Annotated in this window: 21 protein-coding genes; 14 read left to right on the forward strand and 7 right to left on the reverse strand. The window is 66.6% G+C overall.

Going from position 1 to position 20,403, the window contains the following annotated elements:
- Nucleotides 1–2 precede the first annotated feature (2 nt).
- Both A5678_RS04305 and A5678_RS04310 read left to right on the forward strand, forming a co-directional pair.
- Nucleotides 3–1,394 carry an SRPBCC family protein gene (locus A5678_RS04305; protein ID WP_197502026.1) on the forward strand — a complete coding sequence of 464 codons (1,392 nt, stop codon included), beginning with the start codon at nt 3–5 and terminating at the stop codon, nt 1,392–1,394.
- The gene (locus tag A5678_RS04310) at nt 1,391–3,088 is read left to right on the forward strand and encodes an FAD-binding protein (RefSeq protein WP_068038941.1); all 1,698 of its coding nucleotides are present in this window, start codon (nt 1,391–1,393) and stop codon (nt 3,086–3,088) included. Before A5678_RS04305 ends, A5678_RS04310 begins: the two co-directional genes overlap by 4 nt.
- Here A5678_RS04310 and A5678_RS04315 read toward each other — a convergent pair.
- Together A5678_RS04315 and A5678_RS04320 are read right to left on the reverse strand one after the other, a co-directional pair.
- Nucleotides 3,085–3,930, reverse strand: coding sequence for an enoyl-CoA hydratase/isomerase family protein (locus A5678_RS04315; protein ID WP_068038944.1), 846 nt, complete (start codon nt 3,928–3,930; stop codon nt 3,085–3,087). The two genes, A5678_RS04310 and A5678_RS04315, sit on opposite strands and share 4 nt — an antisense overlap.
- A gap of 90 nt (nt 3,931–4,020) precedes the next feature.
- Nucleotides 4,021–4,581 carry a bifunctional 2-polyprenyl-6-hydroxyphenol methylase/3-demethylubiquinol 3-O-methyltransferase UbiG gene (locus A5678_RS04320; RefSeq protein WP_068038949.1) on the reverse strand — a complete coding sequence of 187 codons (561 nt, stop codon included), beginning with the start codon at nt 4,579–4,581 and terminating at the stop codon, nt 4,021–4,023.
- 201 nt (nt 4,582–4,782) lie between these two features.
- On the opposite strand from A5678_RS04320, the gene A5678_RS04325 reads away from it, so the two are divergent.
- On the forward strand, nt 4,783–5,346 hold the full coding sequence (locus A5678_RS04325; RefSeq protein ID WP_197502027.1) for a TetR/AcrR family transcriptional regulator: 564 nt from the start codon (nt 4,783–4,785) through the stop codon (nt 5,344–5,346).
- 18 nt (nt 5,347–5,364) lie between these two features.
- On the opposite strand, the gene A5678_RS04330 is transcribed toward A5678_RS04325, so the two are convergent.
- Nucleotides 5,365–7,131 (reverse strand): amidohydrolase family protein, encoded by a 1,767-nt coding sequence (locus tag A5678_RS04330; RefSeq protein WP_068038955.1) that lies wholly within the window; start codon nt 7,129–7,131, stop codon nt 5,365–5,367.
- A gap of 177 nt (nt 7,132–7,308) precedes the next feature.
- On the opposite strand from A5678_RS04330, the gene A5678_RS04335 reads away from it, so the two are divergent.
- The 3 genes from A5678_RS04335 (at nt 7,309) to A5678_RS04345 (ending at nt 9,218) form a co-directional block, all read left to right on the forward strand.
- Nucleotides 7,309–7,980, forward strand: coding sequence for a TetR/AcrR family transcriptional regulator (locus A5678_RS04335; RefSeq protein ID WP_068038957.1), 672 nt, complete (start codon nt 7,309–7,311; stop codon nt 7,978–7,980).
- A gap of 37 nt (nt 7,981–8,017) precedes the next feature.
- A complete protein-coding gene (locus tag A5678_RS04340) occupies nt 8,018–8,494 on the forward strand; it encodes a hypothetical protein (RefSeq protein WP_068038960.1) in 477 nt (158 codons plus the stop codon).
- Nucleotides 8,495–8,591: 97 nt separating this feature from the next.
- A complete protein-coding gene (locus A5678_RS04345; protein ID WP_068038963.1) occupies nt 8,592–9,218 on the forward strand; it encodes a cutinase family protein in 627 nt (208 codons plus the stop codon).
- A 15-nt stretch (nt 9,219–9,233) separates the two neighbouring features.
- On the opposite strand, the gene A5678_RS04350 is transcribed toward A5678_RS04345, so the two are convergent.
- The 3 genes from A5678_RS04350 to A5678_RS04360 all read right to left on the reverse strand — a co-directional run bounded on the left by A5678_RS04350 (nt 9,234) and on the right by A5678_RS04360 (nt 11,487).
- Nucleotides 9,234–9,614, reverse strand: coding sequence for a DUF5073 family protein (locus tag A5678_RS04350; protein ID WP_068038964.1), 381 nt, complete (start codon nt 9,612–9,614; stop codon nt 9,234–9,236).
- Nucleotides 9,614–10,399, reverse strand: coding sequence for a heavy metal-binding domain-containing protein (locus A5678_RS04355; RefSeq protein WP_068038968.1), 786 nt, complete (start codon nt 10,397–10,399; stop codon nt 9,614–9,616). Before A5678_RS04355 ends, A5678_RS04350 begins: the two co-directional genes overlap by 1 nt.
- Before the next feature lie 188 nt (nt 10,400–10,587).
- The gene (locus A5678_RS04360; protein ID WP_068038971.1) at nt 10,588–11,487 is read right to left on the reverse strand and encodes an SDR family NAD(P)-dependent oxidoreductase; all 900 of its coding nucleotides are present in this window, start codon (nt 11,485–11,487) and stop codon (nt 10,588–10,590) included.
- 686 nt (nt 11,488–12,173) lie between these two features.
- Here A5678_RS04360 and A5678_RS04365 point away from each other — a divergent pair.
- The 3 genes from A5678_RS04365 to A5678_RS04375 all read left to right on the forward strand — a co-directional run bounded on the left by A5678_RS04365 (nt 12,174) and on the right by A5678_RS04375 (nt 14,261).
- Nucleotides 12,174–12,998, forward strand: a complete 825-nt coding sequence (locus A5678_RS04365) for a SigB/SigF/SigG family RNA polymerase sigma factor (RefSeq protein WP_068038973.1) — start codon at nt 12,174–12,176, stop codon at nt 12,996–12,998.
- Between the two features lie 117 nt (nt 12,999–13,115).
- Nucleotides 13,116–13,736 carry a hypothetical protein gene (locus A5678_RS04370; RefSeq protein WP_068039349.1) on the forward strand — a complete coding sequence of 207 codons (621 nt, stop codon included), beginning with the start codon at nt 13,116–13,118 and terminating at the stop codon, nt 13,734–13,736.
- Between the two features lie 33 nt (nt 13,737–13,769).
- Nucleotides 13,770–14,261: a DUF2231 domain-containing protein gene (locus A5678_RS04375; RefSeq protein WP_068038976.1), complete on the forward strand. Its 492-nt coding sequence runs from the start codon at nt 13,770–13,772 to the stop codon at nt 14,259–14,261.
- Here A5678_RS04375 and A5678_RS04380 read toward each other — a convergent pair.
- Nucleotides 14,258–14,752 (reverse strand): nitroreductase family deazaflavin-dependent oxidoreductase, encoded by a 495-nt coding sequence (locus A5678_RS04380; RefSeq protein ID WP_068038979.1) that lies wholly within the window; start codon nt 14,750–14,752, stop codon nt 14,258–14,260. The two genes, A5678_RS04375 and A5678_RS04380, sit on opposite strands and share 4 nt — an antisense overlap.
- A 146-nt stretch (nt 14,753–14,898) precedes the next feature.
- Here A5678_RS04380 and A5678_RS04385 point away from each other — a divergent pair, with 146 nt between their 5' ends.
- From A5678_RS04385 to A5678_RS04405, 5 genes are read left to right on the forward strand one after another with little or no spacing between them, the layout of a single operon-like run.
- On the forward strand, nt 14,899–15,576 hold the full coding sequence (locus tag A5678_RS04385) for a TetR/AcrR family transcriptional regulator (protein WP_068038982.1): 678 nt from the start codon (nt 14,899–14,901) through the stop codon (nt 15,574–15,576).
- Nucleotides 15,577–15,614: 38 nt separating this feature from the next.
- Entirely contained in the window at nt 15,615–16,838 is a 1,224-nt protein-coding gene (locus A5678_RS04390; protein ID WP_068038985.1) for a cytochrome P450, read from the forward strand.
- On the forward strand, nt 16,832–18,010 hold the full coding sequence (locus A5678_RS04395) for an amidohydrolase family protein (protein ID WP_068038988.1): 1,179 nt from the start codon (nt 16,832–16,834) through the stop codon (nt 18,008–18,010). Before A5678_RS04390 ends, A5678_RS04395 begins: the two co-directional genes overlap by 7 nt.
- On the forward strand, nt 18,010–19,242 hold the full coding sequence (locus A5678_RS04400; RefSeq protein ID WP_068038992.1) for a Xaa-Pro peptidase family protein: 1,233 nt from the start codon (nt 18,010–18,012) through the stop codon (nt 19,240–19,242). The genes A5678_RS04395 and A5678_RS04400 overlap by 1 nt, the downstream gene beginning before the upstream one ends.
- Complete coding sequence (locus A5678_RS04405; protein ID WP_068038996.1) at nt 19,232–20,344, forward strand: Xaa-Pro peptidase family protein; 1,113 nt, start codon at nt 19,232–19,234, stop codon at nt 20,342–20,344. The genes A5678_RS04400 and A5678_RS04405 overlap by 11 nt, the downstream gene beginning before the upstream one ends.
- Nucleotides 20,345–20,403: the final 59 nt, after the last annotated feature.

Genomic DNA, 20,403 nt, shown 5'->3' on the forward strand with positions numbered 1-20,403 from the left:
GGATGAAAATGGTCACCACCCAGAGCACCCATGACAGCCAAATCAACTGGACTCCGCTTCCGGTGCCGTGGGCGGTCCAGGCCGTCGATCGCATTCCCAAGCAGCGCTACTACGACCCGGAGTTCTACGCCCTCGAAACCGAAAAGCTCTGGCCGCGCGTGTGGCAAATGGCCTGCCGTCTGGAAGAAATTCCCAAGCCCGGCGACTACGTCGAGTACGAGATCCTTGACGAGTCGATCATCGTGGTCCGCCTGGACGCGGAAAACGTACGCGCCTACCACAACGCCTGTCGCCACCGCGGGGTGAAGCTTGTGGAGGGCAATGGAAACCGGCGCACGTTGGTGTGCCCGTTTCACGGATGGTGCTGGGGCATCGACGGACGCAACACCTTCGTGCTGAGGCCCGAAGAGTTCGACGACCACAACCTGGACCCGGAGGATCTTCGCTTGGTCTCGGTCCGGTGCGAGGTCTGGGGCGGGTGCGCGTGGATCAACCTCGACGACGATGCACCGCCGCTGCGCGACTGCTTCGAGCCGTTCGCATCGATCTACGACGCATGGAAAGTGGAGTCGCTGCGCGTCGAGTGGTGGCAGTCGTGCCGGTTGCCGGTGAACTGGAAACTGGCGACCGCCGCATTCATGGAGGGCTATCACGTCCCGCAGACCCACCCACAACTGCTGCCGTCCAGCATGCCGAAGCGGCCCGACACCTCACGACCACCCGGATTGGCCCAGACCAACCTGTATTTCATGCGCACCCTGGGTGAAGGCATGGCCGGCATGACCCACGAGAACGATGTCCGCATCGCCGAGGGCCTGCAGGACATGGAACTGCCGGCCGACCCGGCCGAGGCGATGGCCGTCTGGCGCAGCACCCTCAATGACGCCATCGTGCACTGGCACCGAGCCCGGGGCTGCGACATTCCCGACCTCAACGAGTTGCAGCGGCGCGGCATCGACGAAGCGATCAATTTCGCTTTCCCCCACTATTTTCTGCTTCCCCAGTACAGCAGCGCCTCGTCATACCGGATCCGGCCGCTGGGTCCGGAGGAAACGCTTTTCGAGATCTGGTCACTCACCCGCATTCCACCTGAGCAGAGTACGGCCAAGCCGACGCCGCCCGTACCCATGGCACCCGACGACCCGCGCTGGCCACCGATACCCGCCCAGGATTTCTCCAACCTGCCTAGACAACAAAAAGGACTGCACTCCAAGGGCTTTGAGTACATGCGGCTGTCCAGCCGCATCGAGGGCTTGATCTCCAACTTCGAACGCGTGATAGACGGCTTCCTCGCCGGCCTGCCGTACGACGCCCTGGTGCCCGCCATCCAGAAGACCAACACCACCATCGACGTCCCGGTCGCCGACCTCGGCTTCAGCGCGGGCGCACGATGACCACCCGGTGGGACCGCTCCGTCGACCTGCTCATCGCGGGCAGTGGCGGGGGCGGCCTGGTGGCGGCGCTGGCGGCACTCGACTCAGGCATCGAACCCCTGGTGATCGAAAAACAACCCCTGGTCGGCGGTTCCACCGGGCTTTCCGGTGGCATGGTGTGGCTGCCCAACAACCCGCTCATGCGCGCCGACGGCATCCCGGACTCGCACGAAGACGGCCTGGCCTATTTCGACGACGTCGTCGGCGACATCGGGCCGGCTTCGTCGCCGGCCCGGCGCGAGACGTTCCTCAGCGCGGGCTACGAAATGATCAACTTCCTGACCCGCAAGGGTGTTCGGTTTGTGCGGTGCCCCGGCTGGAGCGACTATTACCCGAACCACAAGGGCGGCAACGAGGCCGGTCGCGCAATCGAGTGCGTCCCCTACGATGCGGCCGCGCTGGGCAGCTGGCGTGACAAGGTCCAGCCCTCGATGGCCAAGGCCTACGGCGGATTCGTCCTCAAGACCAACGAGCTGCGTTCGGTGCAGTACTTCAATCGTTCACCGCGAGCCTTCGCCGTGGCGATGCGAGTTTTCGTGCGCACCAGGGCCGCCCGGCTCCGCCGCCGGGAAATGCTCACCAACGGAGCGTCGCTCATCGGTCAGATGCTCAAGGTGCTGATCGATCTGCGCGGCGAGCCGCCGATCTGGACTGGCGCGGCAATGGAGGACCTGGTCGTCGAGGACGGCCGGGTCGTCGGCGCGCGCGTCTCACGTCACGGCGAGACGCTGAACGTCCAGGCGCGCAAGGGCGTCCTGCTCGCGGCGGGCGGCTTCAGCCGCAACGCGGATATGCGCCGCCGCTACAGCGGGGAGCAGCCCAACGAGGGGCTCTGGTCCATCGCGAACGCCGGTGACACCGGCGAGGTGTTGCAGACCGCGATCCGGCTGGGCGCCAAGACCGACCTGATGGACGAGGCCTGGTGGCTGCCATCGGTGTTCATCGCCGACGGAGGTGACGCTGCGAAGGCTCTGGGCAGCGGGCGGCAGCGCCCCGGCGCCATCTACGTCGACGGAACCGGCCGGCGGTTCTGCAACGAGTCCAACTCGTACGTCGAGGTCGGCAAGGCGATGTACGCAAACAAGGCGGTGCCGTGCTGGATGGTGTTCGACGAGGGCTACATCAGCCGGTACGTGTCGGGGGCCAACCCGTTCAAGAAGCGTCGCCTTCCCGAAGAACTCTTCACGCGGGGCGCGGTCGTACGGGGTGACACTATCGGTGATCTCGCGCGCAAGATGGGTGTCCCTGGCGATGCGCTGGAGCAGACGATCAAGCGCTTCAACGGTTTTGCGGTCAAGGGGCTCGATCCCGACTTCGGGCGCGGTCAGTCGGCCTATAACGACTGCCTGGGTGATCCCGGCTATCGCCCCAATGCCGCGCTCGGCCCGCTAGAGCGGTCACCGTACTACGCCACCAAAGTCGTTCCGGCCGATGTCGGAACGTGCGGCGGGGTGATCACCAACGAGTACGCCCAGGTGCTCGACGAGGACGACCGCGTGATCGACGGACTGTACGCGACGGGCAACATCACCGCGACGGTGATGGGCCGCAATTATCTAGGTGCCGGTGGAAGCATCGCCTACACAATGGTGTTCGGTTACGTCGCCGCCCGCCACGCCGGCGGCCGGAGTGTCGCGGGCGACACGAGCCGTTAGGCCCCCGCATCCTTTTCGTCGCGGCCGACGAAATCGCGTGGCTTCATGCCCGATTGCTTCAGCTCGGCCCGCCGCGCCTGGACGTCGGAGGCGGCCCCGACCATGTTCGTCAGGATGTGACTCACTTGCAGGTGCACCCGCATGCCCATCAGTTCCCACGCGCGCTTCACGTTGTTCTTCACCGCCATCAGCGTGGTCAGCGGGATTTGGGCGATCTTGCGCGCCATCTCCTCGACGACTTCTTCGAGGTCTTCGGGCGGCACCACCTTGTTGAGCAGGCCCCAGTCGAGGGCTTCCTGCGCGGAGAGCGTCGGGGCCAGCAGCAGCCAATCCATGGTGCGATGCCAGTTCATCAGCAACCACGGCTCGATCATGGTGTGCCCACCGGGCTCGCCGAGGCTTTGGGCAAGCGGCATTTGGAAATACGCGTCCTCGGACGCGACACAGAAGTCGGTCAGCAGGCCGAGATAGATTCCGCCGCCCATGCAATAGCCGTGAATCGCGGAAATGGTCGGCTTCGGAAATTCCCACAGGTACAGCGTCGGCCACAGGAACAGGTCGGCGGTGCCTTTGTACAGGTCCTCGAAAGTCTCGCCGAAGTCCGGATACGGATTTTCGTCGGGGCCCCAGCGTGCCACGTGTCCGCCGCAGAATCCTTTTCCGTTGGCCTTCAGGATGACGACCTTGATGTCCTTGTCACGGTCGGCTTCGTGCAGGCATTCGTCGACTTCGGTGACCAGGACCGCGTCCTTGGTGTTGGCCTTGTCGACGCGGTTCAGGATGATCCGCGCAATCGGCGGCTCGCGCTCATAGATGACCGCTTCGAGGACACGCCGCTCCATGCGCGTGACATTACCGGGCTGGGAGCCAAAATGGCACCGCCAATTGCGATCCCGATGGACCGCAATTTCCGCCGCGAAAATGCTTGCGGTTCAGCAACCTTCGCGCCCCGCGCGGGCCAACAGCCAGGCATGGCCCTCGCCTTCGCCGGCCGCCACTAAGTCGAGTTCGGCGAACGCCGCGGGTAGCTCACCGGCGGCCGCGCGAAACGGCCCCGGGGCGGCTCCCACTTCGCTCAGCACGGCGATCGCCAGTAACCCACCCGGTGCCAGGCGCTCGACGATCGCGTGATCAAGGCGCCGGTCCCGGAATCGGTGGCACAGTATGACGTCCACGGACGGTCCGGCCGGCAGGCCGTCATCCAGGTCGGCGACTTCGAAGCGGCACCGATCGCTCACCCCGGCGCGCTGAGCCAGTTCGCGCGCCTGGCCGACCGCCACAGGCGAGACGTCCAGGGCGACCACCTCGAGCCCGCGCATCGCGAGCCACACCGCGCCGAGTCCGGCTCCGCACGCGAGGTCCAGAGCCCTTCCCGCAGTGGGCAGTACATCGACGTGGGGTGCCAGAAAGTCGGGCGGTCCAACCGCGTCCACCGACGGGGACGCTTTGGTCGCGTACCGCTCGTCCCAGCGCTGCCGGTCCGCCTCGGCCATGCCGTCACTCTAGAGCCAATCGCGGCGCCACCGCGCCGTCACAGGCGGTCGTTCTGGACAGCTGTCTGTAAATCGCTGCTGCGGGCACCGGACCGCCCTCGGCGCGTGGTAGCAAAACGACAGCGCCGGACGCGAATAGGCCGCCAGGCACGACCCCGAGGAAAGTTGTCCACGCTCTCTCCGCCTTCCTACACTGGACGGGTGTCTAAAGATGCGGCTCGCCGGTCCGATCGCCGGCCCAAACAGACGATCCGCAAGGTCCTCGATGCCGGGCTGGAGGAGCTCCGCGCGTCGTCGTATGCCAATCTGACCATGCGCTCGGTCGCGAGTCGCGCAGGAGTGTCGCCGGCCAGCGCCTACACCTACTTTCCATCGAAAAGCGCACTGGTCGCGGCGGTGTACCTGCGCTTTCTCCGAGAACTGCCGCTGCATACAGACATCAACGGCACCACCAAGACGCGGGTCAGCGCCACGCTGCGCGACATGGCCGTCGTGGTTGCCGACGAGCCGGAGCTGACCGCCGCCTGCGGCGCGGCCCTGATGGCCGACGACCCGGCGGTGCAGCCGATTCGGGAGCAGATAGGCCACGAAGTCGCCACCCGCATCAGCGCCGCGCTGGGCCCGGGCTGGCCGCGCGCCGTGAAATCCACGCTGCAGATGACCTTCTCCGGGGCCCTGATGACCGCCCGCTTCGTCAGCTTCGAGGAGATTGCGGGACAACTCGACGCGGCCGTCAACCTCATCCTGGGCGCGTCCGTGGCGTAAACCGCTGCGCAACAACGATCAAGCGACCGGCGTCAAGCTCCCCGATGTCTGGCCCGCCCGCAGGAAGCGGCCGAACTTCTGCTTGCCCAGCGCCGGGGCGGCCTGGCCGGCACCGAACGCGAACCGTCCCGCCACCAGCACAGCGCTGACGGTTTCGTCGTTGCGGTTGACCATCCGGGACAAGCCGCCGTACGACTGCACCGGATGCTCGGCGTAGTGATCCAGCGAACCGTCGAGCTTGTCCGGGTTGATCACGACGATGTCGGCGCGGTCGCCCTCGCGCAGGGTGCCGGCATCGATTCGGTACCAGGACCCGAGTTCGCCGGTGAGCCGGTGCACGGCACGCTCGACCGACATGAACGGGGTGCCGTGCTTCTCCGCCTCGTGCACGTGCCGCAGCAGACGCAGTCCCGAGTTGTAGAAGGCCATGTTGCGCAGGTGCGCGCCGGCGTCCGAGAAGCCCAGCTGGACGGTTTCGCTCTGCGCCAGCTTCTTGAGCACCTCGGGGCGGTGATTCGAAATCGTGGTGCGCCAGCGCAGCTTTTCGCCGTGCTCCACGACCAGGTCGAGGAACGCATCCACGGGATGCAGCCCGCCGCGGTCCAGCCCCACCTGACCGAAGGACTTGCCGACCACCGACGCGTCCGGGCAGGACACGATCTCGGCGTCGAAGAAGTCGCGGTGCCACACCCGGGGCCCGAACCTCTGGTCGTAGTCCTCGCGGAACCAGCGGCGATAGTCCTCGTCGCGCATCAGCTGATTGCGCTCGATCTCGCCCTGCAGGTGCAGCGCCGCGGCACCGGCGCCGAACTCCTCGAACACCACCAGCGAGATCCCGTCGGCGTAAACCTCGAACGGCACCGGCAAATGCTGCCAACGGAAGTCACCGCCCAGCGCGTTCACGACTCGGGCAAGGGAGTCCATGAGGTGGATCACCGGCGGGATGGCCTTGATGTCGGCCGCCGAGAGCAGGCTGGTCTTCAACCGGGGCCGGCCGAACCCCAGCGACGTCGCGAGCTGCGACACCACCGACAGCGGATTCTTGATGTCCGGTCCCGACTGCAGAATCTTGTTGCGCCGCCGCAAGATAGCGTTCAACCGGCGCAGTTCGCGGGACTTCGCGTACGTCGACGGCAGGGTGCGCGACCGGCAGACCTCGCCGTCGAGTTTGTCGAACAGCAGTTGCTGCGACGACATCCCGACGAAGCCTTCGTCGAGCGCCTCGTTCAGCATCGACTCCATCCGAGCCAGCTCGGTGGCCGACGGCCGGACGTCCTTGCGAGTTGCCCGGTCCAGCCCCATCGTCGCGGCCCGCATGTCGGAGTGGCCCATGAAGGCCGCGACGTTGGGACCCAGGTTTCGCCGGTCGAGTTCGGCGACATACTCCGCCGGATTGCTCCACGAGCGGGCCGCGTCCAGGTGCTCGATGACATAGCGCCGGGGAATCGCTTCGACCCGGCCGAAGATGTCACCCGCGTCCACGTTGTCCAGGTAGACCGTGGACAACGAACACGATCCAAGCATCACGGTGGTCACCCCATGCCGTAGCGACTCGGAAAGCTCAGGCTCGCAGAGTATTTCGACGTCATAATGGGTGTGGATGTCGATGATGCCGGGGATCACCCACTGGCCCGTCGCGTCGACGACGTCGGTGCCGGCCGTGTCGAGTGGTTCGGCGGTGATGGTGGCGACCCGGCCGTCGCGCACACCGATGTTTCTGCGCGCCGACGGCGCACCCGTGCCGTCGAACCAGCGTCCGTTCAAGATCACGGTGTCGTACTGCAATGTTCGGCCTCTCTGCCGCGCCGGACGCTGGAAGATCCGCCGCGATCATACATAGTTTCCAAAGTGTCCGCCCACGGCCCTCGCGGCCCGCGTGCTGTTAACCAGCATCGATCGCCCTCCACCGGACGCTATGATCCAGCTGTGGGGATCACCGGCTACGGGTTTGCCACCCGTTAAATGCGCAGTCACGGTTGGGCAGGAAACACGCCCGCCTCCGACGAGGAGGCGATCGAGCGCATCCTGGATGCCGCCGAAAAGATCATCGAGGAACGCGGCGACGCGATGCGAATCGCCGACGTGGCACGAGCGCTGGGGGTGACCCGGCAGACCGTGTATCGGTACTTCCCCGGAACGCAGGCGCTGTTGGTGGCATCGGCGATGCGGTCGGCCGACGGATTCCTGGATCGGATGGCGGCCCACCTGGAGGGGGTCACCGACCCGGTCGTCGCGATGACCGAAGGAATGGCGTTCGCGATCGAAGAGCTGGCCTCGGACAACCAGGTTGAATTCGTGCTCAACCAACGCCACCGCGGCGGGCAGAAGGTCTCGATCATTTCGGACACCGCCCTGGCGTTCGGCCGGTCGATGTTGCATCGCTACGACATCGATTGGGAGAGCTACGGTTTCGACGAAGCCGGCCTCGACGAATTGAACGAATTCAGCCTGCGGGTGCTGCATTCGTTCCTCGCCGACCCGGGGCGTCCACCACGCAGCGGTGCCGATCTGCGGCGCTATCTCACACGTTGGCTCGGACCGGCGATCGCCTACCCACAGATGACGCGCGCGATGGACGCGCTGCAAAGCCCCGAGCCGCCGCGAACGCGCCGGCGGCCCTTCAAGGCATCCTGACCCCCGCCGACATCGACGACGACCGTAAGGAGCGGGCATGACGGGTCTCGGACAGATCGCCCTGAATAGCGCGCCCGTGTTCGGTGGCGCGATGCTGGCCGTCGCCGCCGGGCAATTCCGGGGCCCGGATTATCGGGAGCTGATCAAGCAAGACATGGACTTGCTGGACCGGCTGCCGCCGGAGGCCGCCCAGAGGCGCGCCGAGCTGCAACGCACCATCGACGCCCGCATCGACGATCTGATCGACACCGCGGACCGGAGCCGGGCCCTGCGCAAGGCGGCGTTGTCTTACCGGGGGAACTGGCGGGACGTGGTGCTCCTGCTCTGCGTGGTGCTGTTCACCATCATCTGGTGGGAGGTCGACCACAGCAGGGGCAACTGGCTGCCCATGTTCGTCCTGCTCATCATCCTGACCATCGTGACCGCCGCCTACGCATTCCGCGGCGTGCTGCGCGCCGCCGGTTCGTTCACGCGCAGGCGACCCCGCGCCCATGGTGCGGACGCACCGCGCTAGCACGACGGCGGCTGCGGCCGCATAACGCGCGGACTTTGTCACCCTGTGTCAAACTCACGCTGTGAAGGCGCATCGTCTCGTCAGTCTGATTTGTGCTGTGTTGGCTCCGTTTTGGGCGCTCCCGGCCGTTCCCGTCGCGACCGCCGAGCCGTGCCCCGATGTCGAGGTGGTGTTCGCCCGGGGTACCAACGAGCCGCCCGGCGTCGGCCGTATCGGACAGAGCTTCGTCGACAGCCTGCGCCCGCGCGTCGGCGGCAGGTCGCTGGGCGTGTATCCGGTCGACTACCCGGCGACCACGGACTTCCCGAGGGCCGTGGATGGCATCAGCGATGCGGGCGGGCACGTCGAACACATGGCGGTCTCCTGCCCCCGAACGAGGATGGTGTTGGGCGGATACTCTCAGGGCGCGGCCGTGGTTGGTTTCGTCACCGAAAGCGCGGTGCCGGACGGGGTACACCTGGTCCAGGCACTGCAGCCGATGCCGGCCGAGGTCTCCAGCCACGTGGCGGCGGTCGCGCTCTTCGGAAAGCCGTCGAGCCAGTTCATGAGCATCATCAACGAGCCGCCCGTGACGATCGGCTTACCGTACGCGGCCAAGACCATCGAGTTGTGCGTGCCCGGCGACCCGATCTGTTCGGACGCGGCAAACCCCGTAGCGCACCGCCAGTACGTCGAGGCGGGCATGGTCGACCAAGCGGCCGATTTCGCCGCCGGCCGGCTGTAGGCCGGCGGGCCCGCATCAGCGGGGTCCGGCCCCGGCCTCGAGGACATCGAGGGCCGCATCGATGTTGGGGATGATCGTCGGGCCGTAGCCGGTGACCAGCTGCCCGAGGGCGCGAGCGATGTGCGGTCCGACCGCGCCGGCGGCAAGGACCTCCTCGGCCAGGACGATGCCGTTCACCAGGTGGGCGGCGCTCAGCCGGCCGTCGGGGGTTACCTCATAACGCCAGTCACCGATCTGCACCCGTTCCGGCTGAGACCGGAAGAAGCCGCGGCGGGCGGGAACGAGAATTACCCCGGGAACCCCGCAGAAGACCCTGAGCACCAGCCCGACTCCCCCGGGGCCGGCCAAGGCGGTTCCGATGGCCTGGCCGACGCGTTCGTGATCGAGGCTCGTCATCAATCGCTCATGGGCAGGACGAACGACGGCGTCAGCGTCTGCGCCTCACCGCCGCGACGCACCGCGGTTCCCGCAACATAAAACTCCACGGTGTGATGCCCCCACGCATAGTTGGAGATGGCGAAATGCACCCCGACGACGCCGCTTCCGCCGTCGCGCTCGGCCTCGCTCTGCATGCGTGACATCGCCAGTTCGCGGGCCTGGTAACTCCCTTGCGTCCACTGGGGCATCTCGGCATTGCGCCCGACCTGTCCGAGCGTGCGCAGGAACCCTTGTACGGCGATGTGAAACACGCAGTTGCCCATCACGAACGCCACCGGGGCGAATCCCGACCGCAGGAGGGTCGTCAGGTCCTGCCCCGACAGGTGACTGGTGAACGCCTGCCCGTTGGGACGTCGATAGGCGCCCGGCTTCTCCGTGTATCGCACGGCGGTGCCGACGGCGATGAACTCCAAATGCTCGCCCTCGCCCTGATGACGCCATTCGAGGCGGACGCCGACGACGCCGTCCGCGCCCAGCGAATCTGCCTCCGCCTGCATCCGCGACATCGCGTTCCAGCGCGCCCGGTAGGTGGCGTCGGTGAGCACGGGCAGTTCGGATTGTTGCCGGATCCCGGTGAACTGATAGCCGACGTGGTAGACCGAGACACCCATCACCAGTTCGATCGGCTCGAACCCCGCCCCATGCAGCAGGGCGAATTCGTTGATCGACAGATCGGAGGTGAACACGTTGCCTGCGTGCGACAGCCGTTCGCTGGCAACTGGGTCGAGCGGGTTCGGTTGCATTGTCAAAACACCCTCCTGCGGTTCGCACGACAGCGTAGGCCGCCGGACCGGCTCGCACACCCACAACGTGCGACTTTCGGTGCACCGGTGGCGAAATAACGGCACACTCGGACGCGCCGGGCGCTGCCCTCGCGTCAACCGGCACGGCGCCGCCGAGATCGATTTGCTGTGGCCCGGCTTCGGGCCCCTCAGCGCGCGGCTTGCGCGGCCCCGATCATCGAGTGCAGATCGTCGACCGACCACGGTTCGGCGTCGTGGTGGTCGCGGTAGCCCAGCACGCGCGGCGTCGGCCGGTCGAAGCTGCCGACGAATCCGCCTGCAGCAACGAAGATCTGGCCCGTCACGGCCCTCGCCAGGTCGCTCACGAGATAGGCGTATAGCGGGGCCACGAAGGCGGGCGGGGCGCTGTCGAGCGAGGCCCGCATGGTCATTTCGTCCAGCAATCCGCGGCGGTGCAGCTCCTCGATGTGCTCTTCGTACTCGGCGCCCGTGGACAGGCGGGTCCGGGCGCCGGGGCACACCACGTTGGCTCGTACGCCGCGACCCCTCAATTCGGCGGCGATGGCCATGGTCAGGGCGTTCACGGCGCCTTTCCCCGCGGGATAACCGGTGCCGCCGTAGTCGCCGAGAAATGCGACCGAACTGGTGTTGACTATGGCGCCGTGCCCCTGCGCGGCCATGACGCGAGCCGCCGCCCGGCAGGTGTGGAAGGCGGTGCCGAGGTGGGCGCTGATCAGGCGGTCGAAGTCATCCGGCGAGATGTTCAGAATCGAGGAGCCCGGCGGCTCAGCGATGCCCGCGCAGTTGACCAGGGCGTCCAGCCGTCCGTACCTGCGCACACAGTCGTCGACCAGAACGCCGGCGATGCGCTCGTCGTTCGCGGGTCCGGCCACCACGCTGGCATGCCCGCCCAACGCCGTGACCGCGGCGACTGTTTCCTCGACCGCGTCCGCGTCGCGCCCGTTGACGACCACGCCGGCGCCCAGGTCGCAGAGCAGTTCGACGACCGCCCGCCCGATCCCTCGGCTGCCGCCGACCACCACCACGCCGAGCCCGTCCAGCAGGCGCCCGTTGGCATTCACCGCCATCGCTGTCAGAAAACGTTGTGCCCCAACGACTCTCGGCCAGGACCGAGAGCGGGGCGCTGAAGACTGGTCACGAACATTAGGCGAACAGTACCCAGCCGCGACAGGAATGAGAACCGCTGTCGACACCTTCAACGGGCACGGGACATCCGCGCCACCCGGTGGCAACTGGCTACGCTGAATGGCCGATGGAGGGCCGCGTGGTTTGCGGCCGCCCAGCGGGTCAGAGCACAGATAGCCGGAAAGCACAGTTCTACCCGGCGGATGGCCGCAGCTCGGGCGAGCGGATCGGTTTGCTGTCATGCCGTCCGTTCGTGCGGCGGCAACGGTTTCGAAAAGACTTCGGGACCGAGTCGGGGTAAGCGATCGCAGGGGCGTGCGATGGGGCGTATAGTCTTAAACGAAGTCCGTTATGGACGTGTCGCCGTTTAGCTCAAAGCGGCCAGTCAGCCGCACGGCTACTGAGCTTGACATGGCTCCGGCGATCAAAGACCCGAGTCATCTCCCCTTCGGTGATCGCGCGCGTTCGATGAACGACCAGTCCTGCGGAACAGGTGCCGTGAGGCGACCGTGCGATAGCTGCCGGTCCCCCGCTGCACACGACTCAGAGGAGTGAGTCAAGTGATGCAAAAATATTTATGCACAGGAGTTTTCAGGATCAGCCGCGCCGAGAACGGGCGCGTGCGCCTATGACCAGTGTGATTGCTCCCGCCCGTCCTGCTTCCACCCCTACGCCTCCGTGCCGCGATAAGAAAGCCGACGATTCCTACGACGACGTTGTCGAAATGTTCGTGTTGCTGCGTCGGCTGCCTGCCGAGTCGCATGACTACCGTCGCCAGCGCGAACGAATCGTGACCCGATGCCTGCCCCTGGCCGACCATGTGGCTAGCCACTTCGCCCGCCGTGGGGAGGGTCTCGACGACCTCATCCAGGTGGCGCGACTTGGGCTGATGAACGCCATCAACAGATTCGATCCTGACAAGGGTCCCAGCTTCATCGGCTTCGCGGTCCCGACCATGATGGGCGAGGTTCGGCGGTACTTCCGCGACTACAGCTGGGGCATGCGAGTACCGCGGAGATTGCGTGAATTGCACGTGCAGATCAGCAGGACGACCGGTGATCTGGCCCAGAAGCTGGGGCGCGCTCCTACCGCGGGCGAGCTGTCGGAGGCGCTGGAAGTTCCCCGCGAGGAAATCGTGGAATGCCTGGTGGCGGGCGACGCCTACCGGCTGGATTCCCTGGACGCGCCGGTGGGCACCGATAGCTCGGGCACACCCCGGCTGGTGGCTGACGCGGTCGGCGGCATCGACCCGCAGATCGAGCACATCACCAACCGGGAAGCGCTGCGCGTCCTGGTTGCCGAGCTCCCCGAGCGCGAACGCGAGGTCTTGCGGATGCGATTCTTCGAATCGATGACGCAGAGCCAGATCGCCGAGCGCATCGGGGTGTCGCAGATGCAGGTCTCCCGCATTCTGGCCGCCACGTTGCGCTGCCTACGCGACCAACTGGACTAGCCCGGCCATCTCCCCCAGGGCCTTCGGCGCCACGGTGGCGCCGCGCCGCAATGTACTGTGCGATTCGGGAACGACTCGACGGTGGCGCCGGAGGCCGCCTGGAAGGGAGCTCGAGCGATGACGACTTCACGGGCGGTGGCCGCGGGCGTCGCGGTGACGACGGCGCTGGCGGTGGCGGTGGCGGGATGCGGCAAGAATCCGACGTCGTCGCCCTCGAAGCCGTCGTCGTCCAGCTCGACTAGTAGCGCGCACAGCTCGACACCACCTCTGTCGGCCGCCGCGCAGCCGAGCGAGTACACCGGACTGTTGATCCAGGCGAGCGACATCAACGCGCCGATACCGTTCACCGCTACCCCGCCGACCAGCAACCCGAATGGTCAGCCGGGCGTCGCGACGACGTTCAAGGACGAGGACGGCAGCCACGTCATCAAGGACACTATTCAGGTCTTCGCGGACCCCGGCGCCGCCACGGATGCGTTGAACGCGGCCAAGGGCGCTCAGGGTGACGTGATCAAGAACCCGACAACGCAAGCCGCCAACGTCGGAACGGGCGGAACGATGTTGTTGGGTAACAATCCGGACAAGAGCAAGGGCGTGACGATCCTGCTGTTCACCGAGGGCAGGGCCTTGGTCACGCTGCAGTTCGACGGGCCGCCCGACACCCTGGCCCCCGCGGATTTCGTCAACGACGTGGGCCAGAAACAAGACGCGGCCATCAAGAAGGGGCTCGGCGGCTGAGCGCGAACTGACCTCCCCCCACCAAGGAGTCAAATGACCGTCATCAACGGCATGCCCGCCCATGTCCTGCTGCTGCACTTCGTGGTCGTGCTCGTGCCGCTGACCGCCGTGCTGGAGATCGTGTGCGTGTTTTGGCCGACGGCGCGTCGGGGCCCGTTGTTGTGGCTCGCACTGATATTCGCTGTCGCCACCATGGTTTTGACGCCCATCACGGTAGACGCAGGGGAATGGCTTTACGACCTGAGGGCAAAACCCAGCGCCATCCTGCAAAAGCACGCCTCCCTGGGCGGCACGATGACCTACTTCGCCGCCGCACTGTTGGCGGCCGCGCTGGTGCTAGTGGTGATGCGCCTGATCGAGCGCCGCTCGGACAAGAGCCGTGTGGTCGTCCGGGCGACTATCGCGATACTGGTGCTCGCCGTCGCCGTTGCTGCGATGGTCCAGATCTACCGCGTGGGTGATGCAGGGGCCCAATCGGTTTGGGGTGACGAGATTGCGCATCTGAAAAAGCCGCATCCGGGTTAGTTCCCGCCGCGACACTGTTGGGTGGGCGTGAGGAGAAACAGGCGGAACTGCCGCCGACTCGCGCGTTCTTGGGCGAGTTGATAGTTCGGCCAGTGCGCCAGCACCGTCGACCACGCTTCGTCGCGCTCCACGCCGGTGAGCAACCGCACGGTCGCGACGGAGCCCTCTCCGCGCCTGCGCACGGTAACCCGTTGCCTAGCTTTAAGGTTCGCTGACCACGACGGGTGGCGGTCCCGGCCCCAGTTGGAACCGATCAGCAACAGCCCATTGCCGACGGGCACGTACTGCACGGTTGCCGTGCGGGCCAGGCCCGTTTTGCGACCCGACGTGGTGATCCGCACGTTCGGCAGGCCGGCGAGGTCCAAGACGCCGAGCCGCCCACCCGTCGCGAACCGCGGCAGCGCCTCCAGGGTTTCCGCGACCGGCCGGCCACTGAGGACGAGCCGGCGGTAGGCCGTCGGGTTCCCGAGCACCCGCTGCAGCGGATTCATACGGTGACTGTATTCCCGTGCGGCCCCGTCTGGGCGTCGGAGCGATGAAATCACCTTGACCGGAAGGGGATTCGACTGCGGATGCCTACCGCGTCGCCACAATGCCACGCCGGTTAAATAAATTGCTTGATTTAATCCGGTACGCCGTGTTCACTGGGGCGATGACCGCCGAGCGGATCGCCCGGTCCGAGAGATCGAGCGGCACCCGGGACGCGATCCTGTCGGCCGCGGAAGTGCTGTTCGCCGAATGCGGCATGTATGCCGTATCGAACCGGCAAATCAGCGAGGCGGCCGGACAGGGCAACAACGCCGCGGCTTGCTACCACTTCGGGACGAGGACGGACCTGCTCCGGGCGATCGAGAGCAAGCATCGGGATCCCATCGAGGAACTCCGGGCGCAGATGCTGACCGCCATCGACGGTTCGACCGACCTGCGTGACTGGGTTGGCGCGTTGGTGCGGCCGCTCACCGATCACCTGCACGCGCTCGGCACGCCCAGCTGGTATGCCCGCTTCGCCGCTCAGGCCATGGCCGACCCCACCTACCGCCACGTAGTCACCAAAGACGCACTCGCGTCGCCGCTGCTGGTGCGGACCATCGAGGGCATCAATCGCTGCCTCCCCGACCTGCCCAGGCGGGTGCGTTCCGAACGCATGGTCATGGTGCGCAACCTGCTCATGCACACCTGCGCCGAGCACGAGAGCGCCCTGGCCGAGCACGGACCACGTTCACGTTCGGCCTGGCCGGTCGCCGGCGAGGGCCTGGTCGACGCCATCGTCGCCCTGTGGCGCGCACCGGTCCACGTCGGCGCGGCAACCGGCTAGTCCACCAAGACCAGAACAGGCCAGCAGCAAGGAGAACGATGACCGACGTCTCGACCGCCACGGACATTCCGGAGTTCCCGATGTCGCGGGCGCCGGGTTGCCCGTTCGCCCCGCCGCCAGAAGTGTTGGAGCTCAACGCCGAAAAGCAGCTGAGCCGCGTCCGGATCTGGGACGACAGCACACCGTGGTTGATCCACGGCTATGAGGCGATCCGGGCGTTGTTCAGTGACTCGCGCGCCAGCGTCGACGACCGACTGCCCGGATATCCGCATTGGAACGAGGGCATGCTGGCGACGGTGCACAAGCGCCCTCGGTCGGTGTTCACCTCCGACGCCGAAGAACACACCCGGTTTCGGCGGATGCTGTCAAAACCGTTCACGTTCAAGCGGGTTGAGGCGCTGCGGCCGGCGGTGCAGAAGATCACCGACGATCACATCGACGCGTTGCTGGCCGGCCCGAAGCCGGGCGACATCGTCAGCACGTTGGCGCTGCCCGTCCCCTCGCTGGTCATCAGCCAATTGCTGGGCGTGCCCTACGAGGACGCCGACTTCTTCCAGGCCCAGGCCCAACGGGGCATGGGCCGCTACGCCACCGAGGAGGACACGGCCCAGGGCGCCGCGTCGTTGGCGAAGTACCTGGCCAATCTGGTGCGGGCCAAGATGCAAAGCCCCTCGGAAGATTTGGTGTCCGACCTTGCCGAGCGGGTCAACGCCGAAGAGCTCAGCGTACGCGAGGCCGCGCAGTTGGCCACCGGCGTGCTCATCGCCGGCCACGAGACCACCGCCAACATGATCAGCCTGAGCATCGCGGCCCTACTCGACCATCCCGACCAGCTGGCGCTGCTGCGCGACAGCGACGATCCGAAGGCGATCGCGGTCGCGGTCGAGGAATTGATGCGCTACCTCAGCATCATTCAGACGGGACAGCGCCGCATCGCCGTCGAGGACATCGAGGTCGGCGGCGAGACGATCCGCGCAGGCGAGGGCATCATCCTCGACGTCGCGCCGGCGAACTGGGACACCCGCCAATTCCCCGATCCCGAGCGGCTCGACCTGCGCCGGGAGGACGGCCCGCACGTCGGCTTCGGTTACGGCCGCCACCAGTGCGTCGGGCAGCAGCTGGCCCGGATGGAGCTGCAGATCGTCCTGCCCACCCTGCTGCGCCGCGTCCCGACGTTGCGGCTCGCAGTGCCGGTGGAAGAGCTGCCGTTCAAGCACGACGCGCTGGCCTACGGGCTCTATGAGCTTCCGGTGACATGGTGAAGGCGGGGCGGCTGCAGACCCGCACCCCTTACCCGGAGGGTGTGATCGGAGCGCCCAAGCACCGTCGCGGCCACGCTATCGGCGCCAGCACCGGCCTGCCCCCCGGCACCGAGGTGTTCTCCGCCGACAACCACATCTCGGTGGCCGATGACATCTTCTACGAACACTTCCCCGACGACCTGAAGGATTACGCGCCGCGAATCTGGTACGAGGACGGCGCCTACCTGCTCGGCCGGCCGGGGCAGTCGATGGTGGTCGGTGATTTCAGCGCGGTGCTGATGCAGTACGACGACCTGGCCGGAGCCGTCAGCCGCAACATCGACGCCCGCCTGCGTGAGCTCGCCGAAGACGGCGTCGACAAGGAACTCGTGTTTCCCAACGCGGTGTTGGCGTTGTTCCACTATCCCGATAAGGATCTGCGGGAGCGCATCTTTCGCATCTACAACGAGCACATCGCCGCGTTCCAGAAACGCTCTTGCGGCCACTGCTATGGTGTCGGCCTGATCAACTGGTGGGACCCGCGCGGCACCCGGCGCACGTTGACCGAGCTGAAATCCTTGGGACTCAAGACGTTTTTGATGCCGATAAGCCCCGGCATCGACGACAACGGCCACGCCATCGACTTCTCGGGTGCCGCGATGAGCGCGGTGTGGGAGGAAATCGAGGACTCCGGGCTGCCGCTCACCCACCACATCGGGGAGAGCCAGCCTAAGGTTCCGAGCGAGGTCAACAGCGTTGCGGTGGCGATGATGGTCAACATCGACTCGTTCCGGGAGATGTTCTCCAAGTATGTCTTCGGCGGCATCCTCGACCGTCATCCAGGGCTACGGGTCGGCTGGTTCGAGGGCGGTATCGCCTGGGTCCCACCGGCTTTGCAAGACGCCGAGCACGTCCTGGCCTCGTATCGACACATGCTCGCACATCAGCCCGAACGCGAGGTCCGGCATTACTGGGACGCCCACATGTGCGCCTCGTTCATGGTGGACGGCCTTGGGCTTGCCCAGATCGACGAGATCGGCATCGACAAGGCGATGTGGTCATCCGACTACCCGCACAACGAAAGCACCTTTGGCTATTCGGAGCGGTCGCTGGCCGCGGTGGTTGACGCCGTAGGTCCCGAGGACGCCGTCCGCGTCGTCAGCGGAAACATCAGAAACTTCCTGGGTCTGTGATGACTTCTTTCACAGCTGGTGGCGCGGTGATCGACATACCGGAGGAGCCGGACCGGGCGCGCATGCGTGCAGAAACCGGGGCGCGGCTGCGGTCGGCGATGGCCGACCACGGTGTCGACGCTTTGATCCTGTTGATGAACGGGTACGTCGGGTACGCGACCGGTGCCAGCTGGCCGCTGCTGGATGCCGGCCTCTCACATGTGGAGCGCCCGGTCGCGGTCGTGCTCGCCGACGACGAACATCCGCACCTGTTCATGCCTTTCCGCGGTGGAGCGTCCGCGGCATCACCAGTACCCGACGATCATCTGCACGGCCCTGTCTACCTCGAATTCGACCATGGCGTCGAGCAATTCGCGCGCGAGCTGGCCGGGCTGATCCCGCCGGGTGCGAACGTCGCCGTCGACGAGCTGACCGGGGCGATGCGCAGGGCCGGGCCCACGCTGTTTCCCGCGGGCGTGCCGACGGATGCGGCAATCGTGCTCGGCAATGCGCAACTGGTGAAGACTCGAGACGAGTTGTCCTGCCTTCGCCGCGCGGCCCGCATCACCGAACAGGCGATCGTGGATGTGCAGCGGGCCTTGGCGCCGGGAGTGCGGCAGATCGACCTCTCGGCCACGCTGGTGCGTCGCGCATTCGAGTTGGGGGCCACCACCAACATGCTCGAGGCCATCTGGCAGGTCATGCCGAGTTCGCGCGAAGCCGGGGTGTGGACGACGCATGGCGATCTTGCGCTGCCGCTGCTGCCCACGGATCGTGAACTCGCCGCCGGGGATGTGCTCTGGACCGACATCAGCATGACCTACCTCGGCTACTGCTCCGATTTCGGCCGGACCTGGGTGGTCGGCGAACAGCCCACGCCCCGGCAGCAGGATCAGTTCCGGCAGTGGCGCGCCATCCTGGACGCGGTGCTCGCGGTGACCAAAGCCGGTGTCACCTCCGGTGATCTGGCGCGGGCGGCGATCGCCGCCAACGGTGGCCGCAAACCGTGGTTGCCGCACTTCTACCTGGGCCACGGCATCGGCACCTACCCCGCCGAAGCGCCCATGATCGGAACGGATCTCGGCGAAGAATTCGACGACAACTTCGTCTTCACGCCGGGGATGGTGCTGGTTCTCGAACCCGTCGTGTGGGAGGACGGCACGGGCGGCTATCGCAGTGAGGAGATCGTGGTGATCACCGAAGACGGCTACCTGCCGATCACCGACTACCCCTATTCCCCCTATGGCGACTGAGGTTTTGCCCGACCCCCGCGCGTTGCGGGCGGGCCGTCGGGAGCGGGCACTGGCCCAAATGGACGCACACGGGCTCGACATCCTGGTGCTCGGGCGGCAGGCCAACATCCGTTACGTCACCGGCGCACCGCAGCTGTGGATAGCCGGGACGCGGCCGTTCGGTCCCATGTGTGCCGTGGTGCGCGCCTCCGGGGACATCTACCTCAACAGCACCGACGACGAGGGGGTGCCGGAGGAGATCGGGCGCGATCACCTCTACGGACTGGCCTGGAACCCGATGACGCTCATCGACGTGCTGAAGAAGATCGACGGTGCCGACACGGCTCGGCGGGTCGGCACCGATGCGATCACACCCACTTTCGCCGCCCTGCTGCCGGAGGCGTTCCCCAACGCCGAGCTCGTCGACGCCGAGCCGGCGATGCGCGCGGCGCGGCGCATCAAGACGCCCGACGAAGTCGCTGCGATGGACACCGCACTGCGCGTCGCCGAACGCGGACTCGCCGCTGCCCTGGCCGAATTCGCGCCGGGAGTGTCGGAGCGGACGCTGGCCGGGGCCATGATGGAGGCCATGGCCGCGGGCGGGGTGAGCACGCCGGCCACCCAGGACGCCGCCTGGGTGACGTCAAAGGAAGAGCCGTGGCGCCGCGCCGGTTCCGGCGAGGTTCGAGCGGGCGACCTGGTCGCGTTAGCCGCCGGGGCCCTGGCGAATGGCTATGTCGCGGAGGTGGGCCGCACCTGGCCGGCCGGTGATTCTGCCCCGGAGCTATTCGGCCGCTCGGATGTGTTGTACGACAACATGCTTGCGGCCTGTCGACCTGGCGCGGCCACCTCGGACTTGGTGGCGGCCTATCAGGCGGCCGGCGAACCGATTCCGCCGATGCCGATAGCGCACGGGTTGGGGCTGGGGTTCGATCCACCCGTGGTGTCCCAAACGCTGCTGGCCGCCGGCGAACACGACCGGCTGGAGGCCGGCATGGTGTTGGCGATCACCGGCTACGTGTGGCAGGACGGCGTCGGGGCGGTATTCCGGCGGGACACCGTTCACATCACCGGGGACGGTGTAGAGGTGATGACGACCAGCCCGTCGTGGTCTGACCGCTGAAATCATTTGTGTCACTTCAGCTCCAGCGGTCTCAGCGAGGCGGTTTTTGTCGGTGGGCG

It is taken from the genome of Mycobacterium sp. E2733 (assembly GCF_001667585.1).
Lineage (GTDB): Bacteria > Actinomycetota > Actinomycetes > Mycobacteriales > Mycobacteriaceae > Mycobacterium.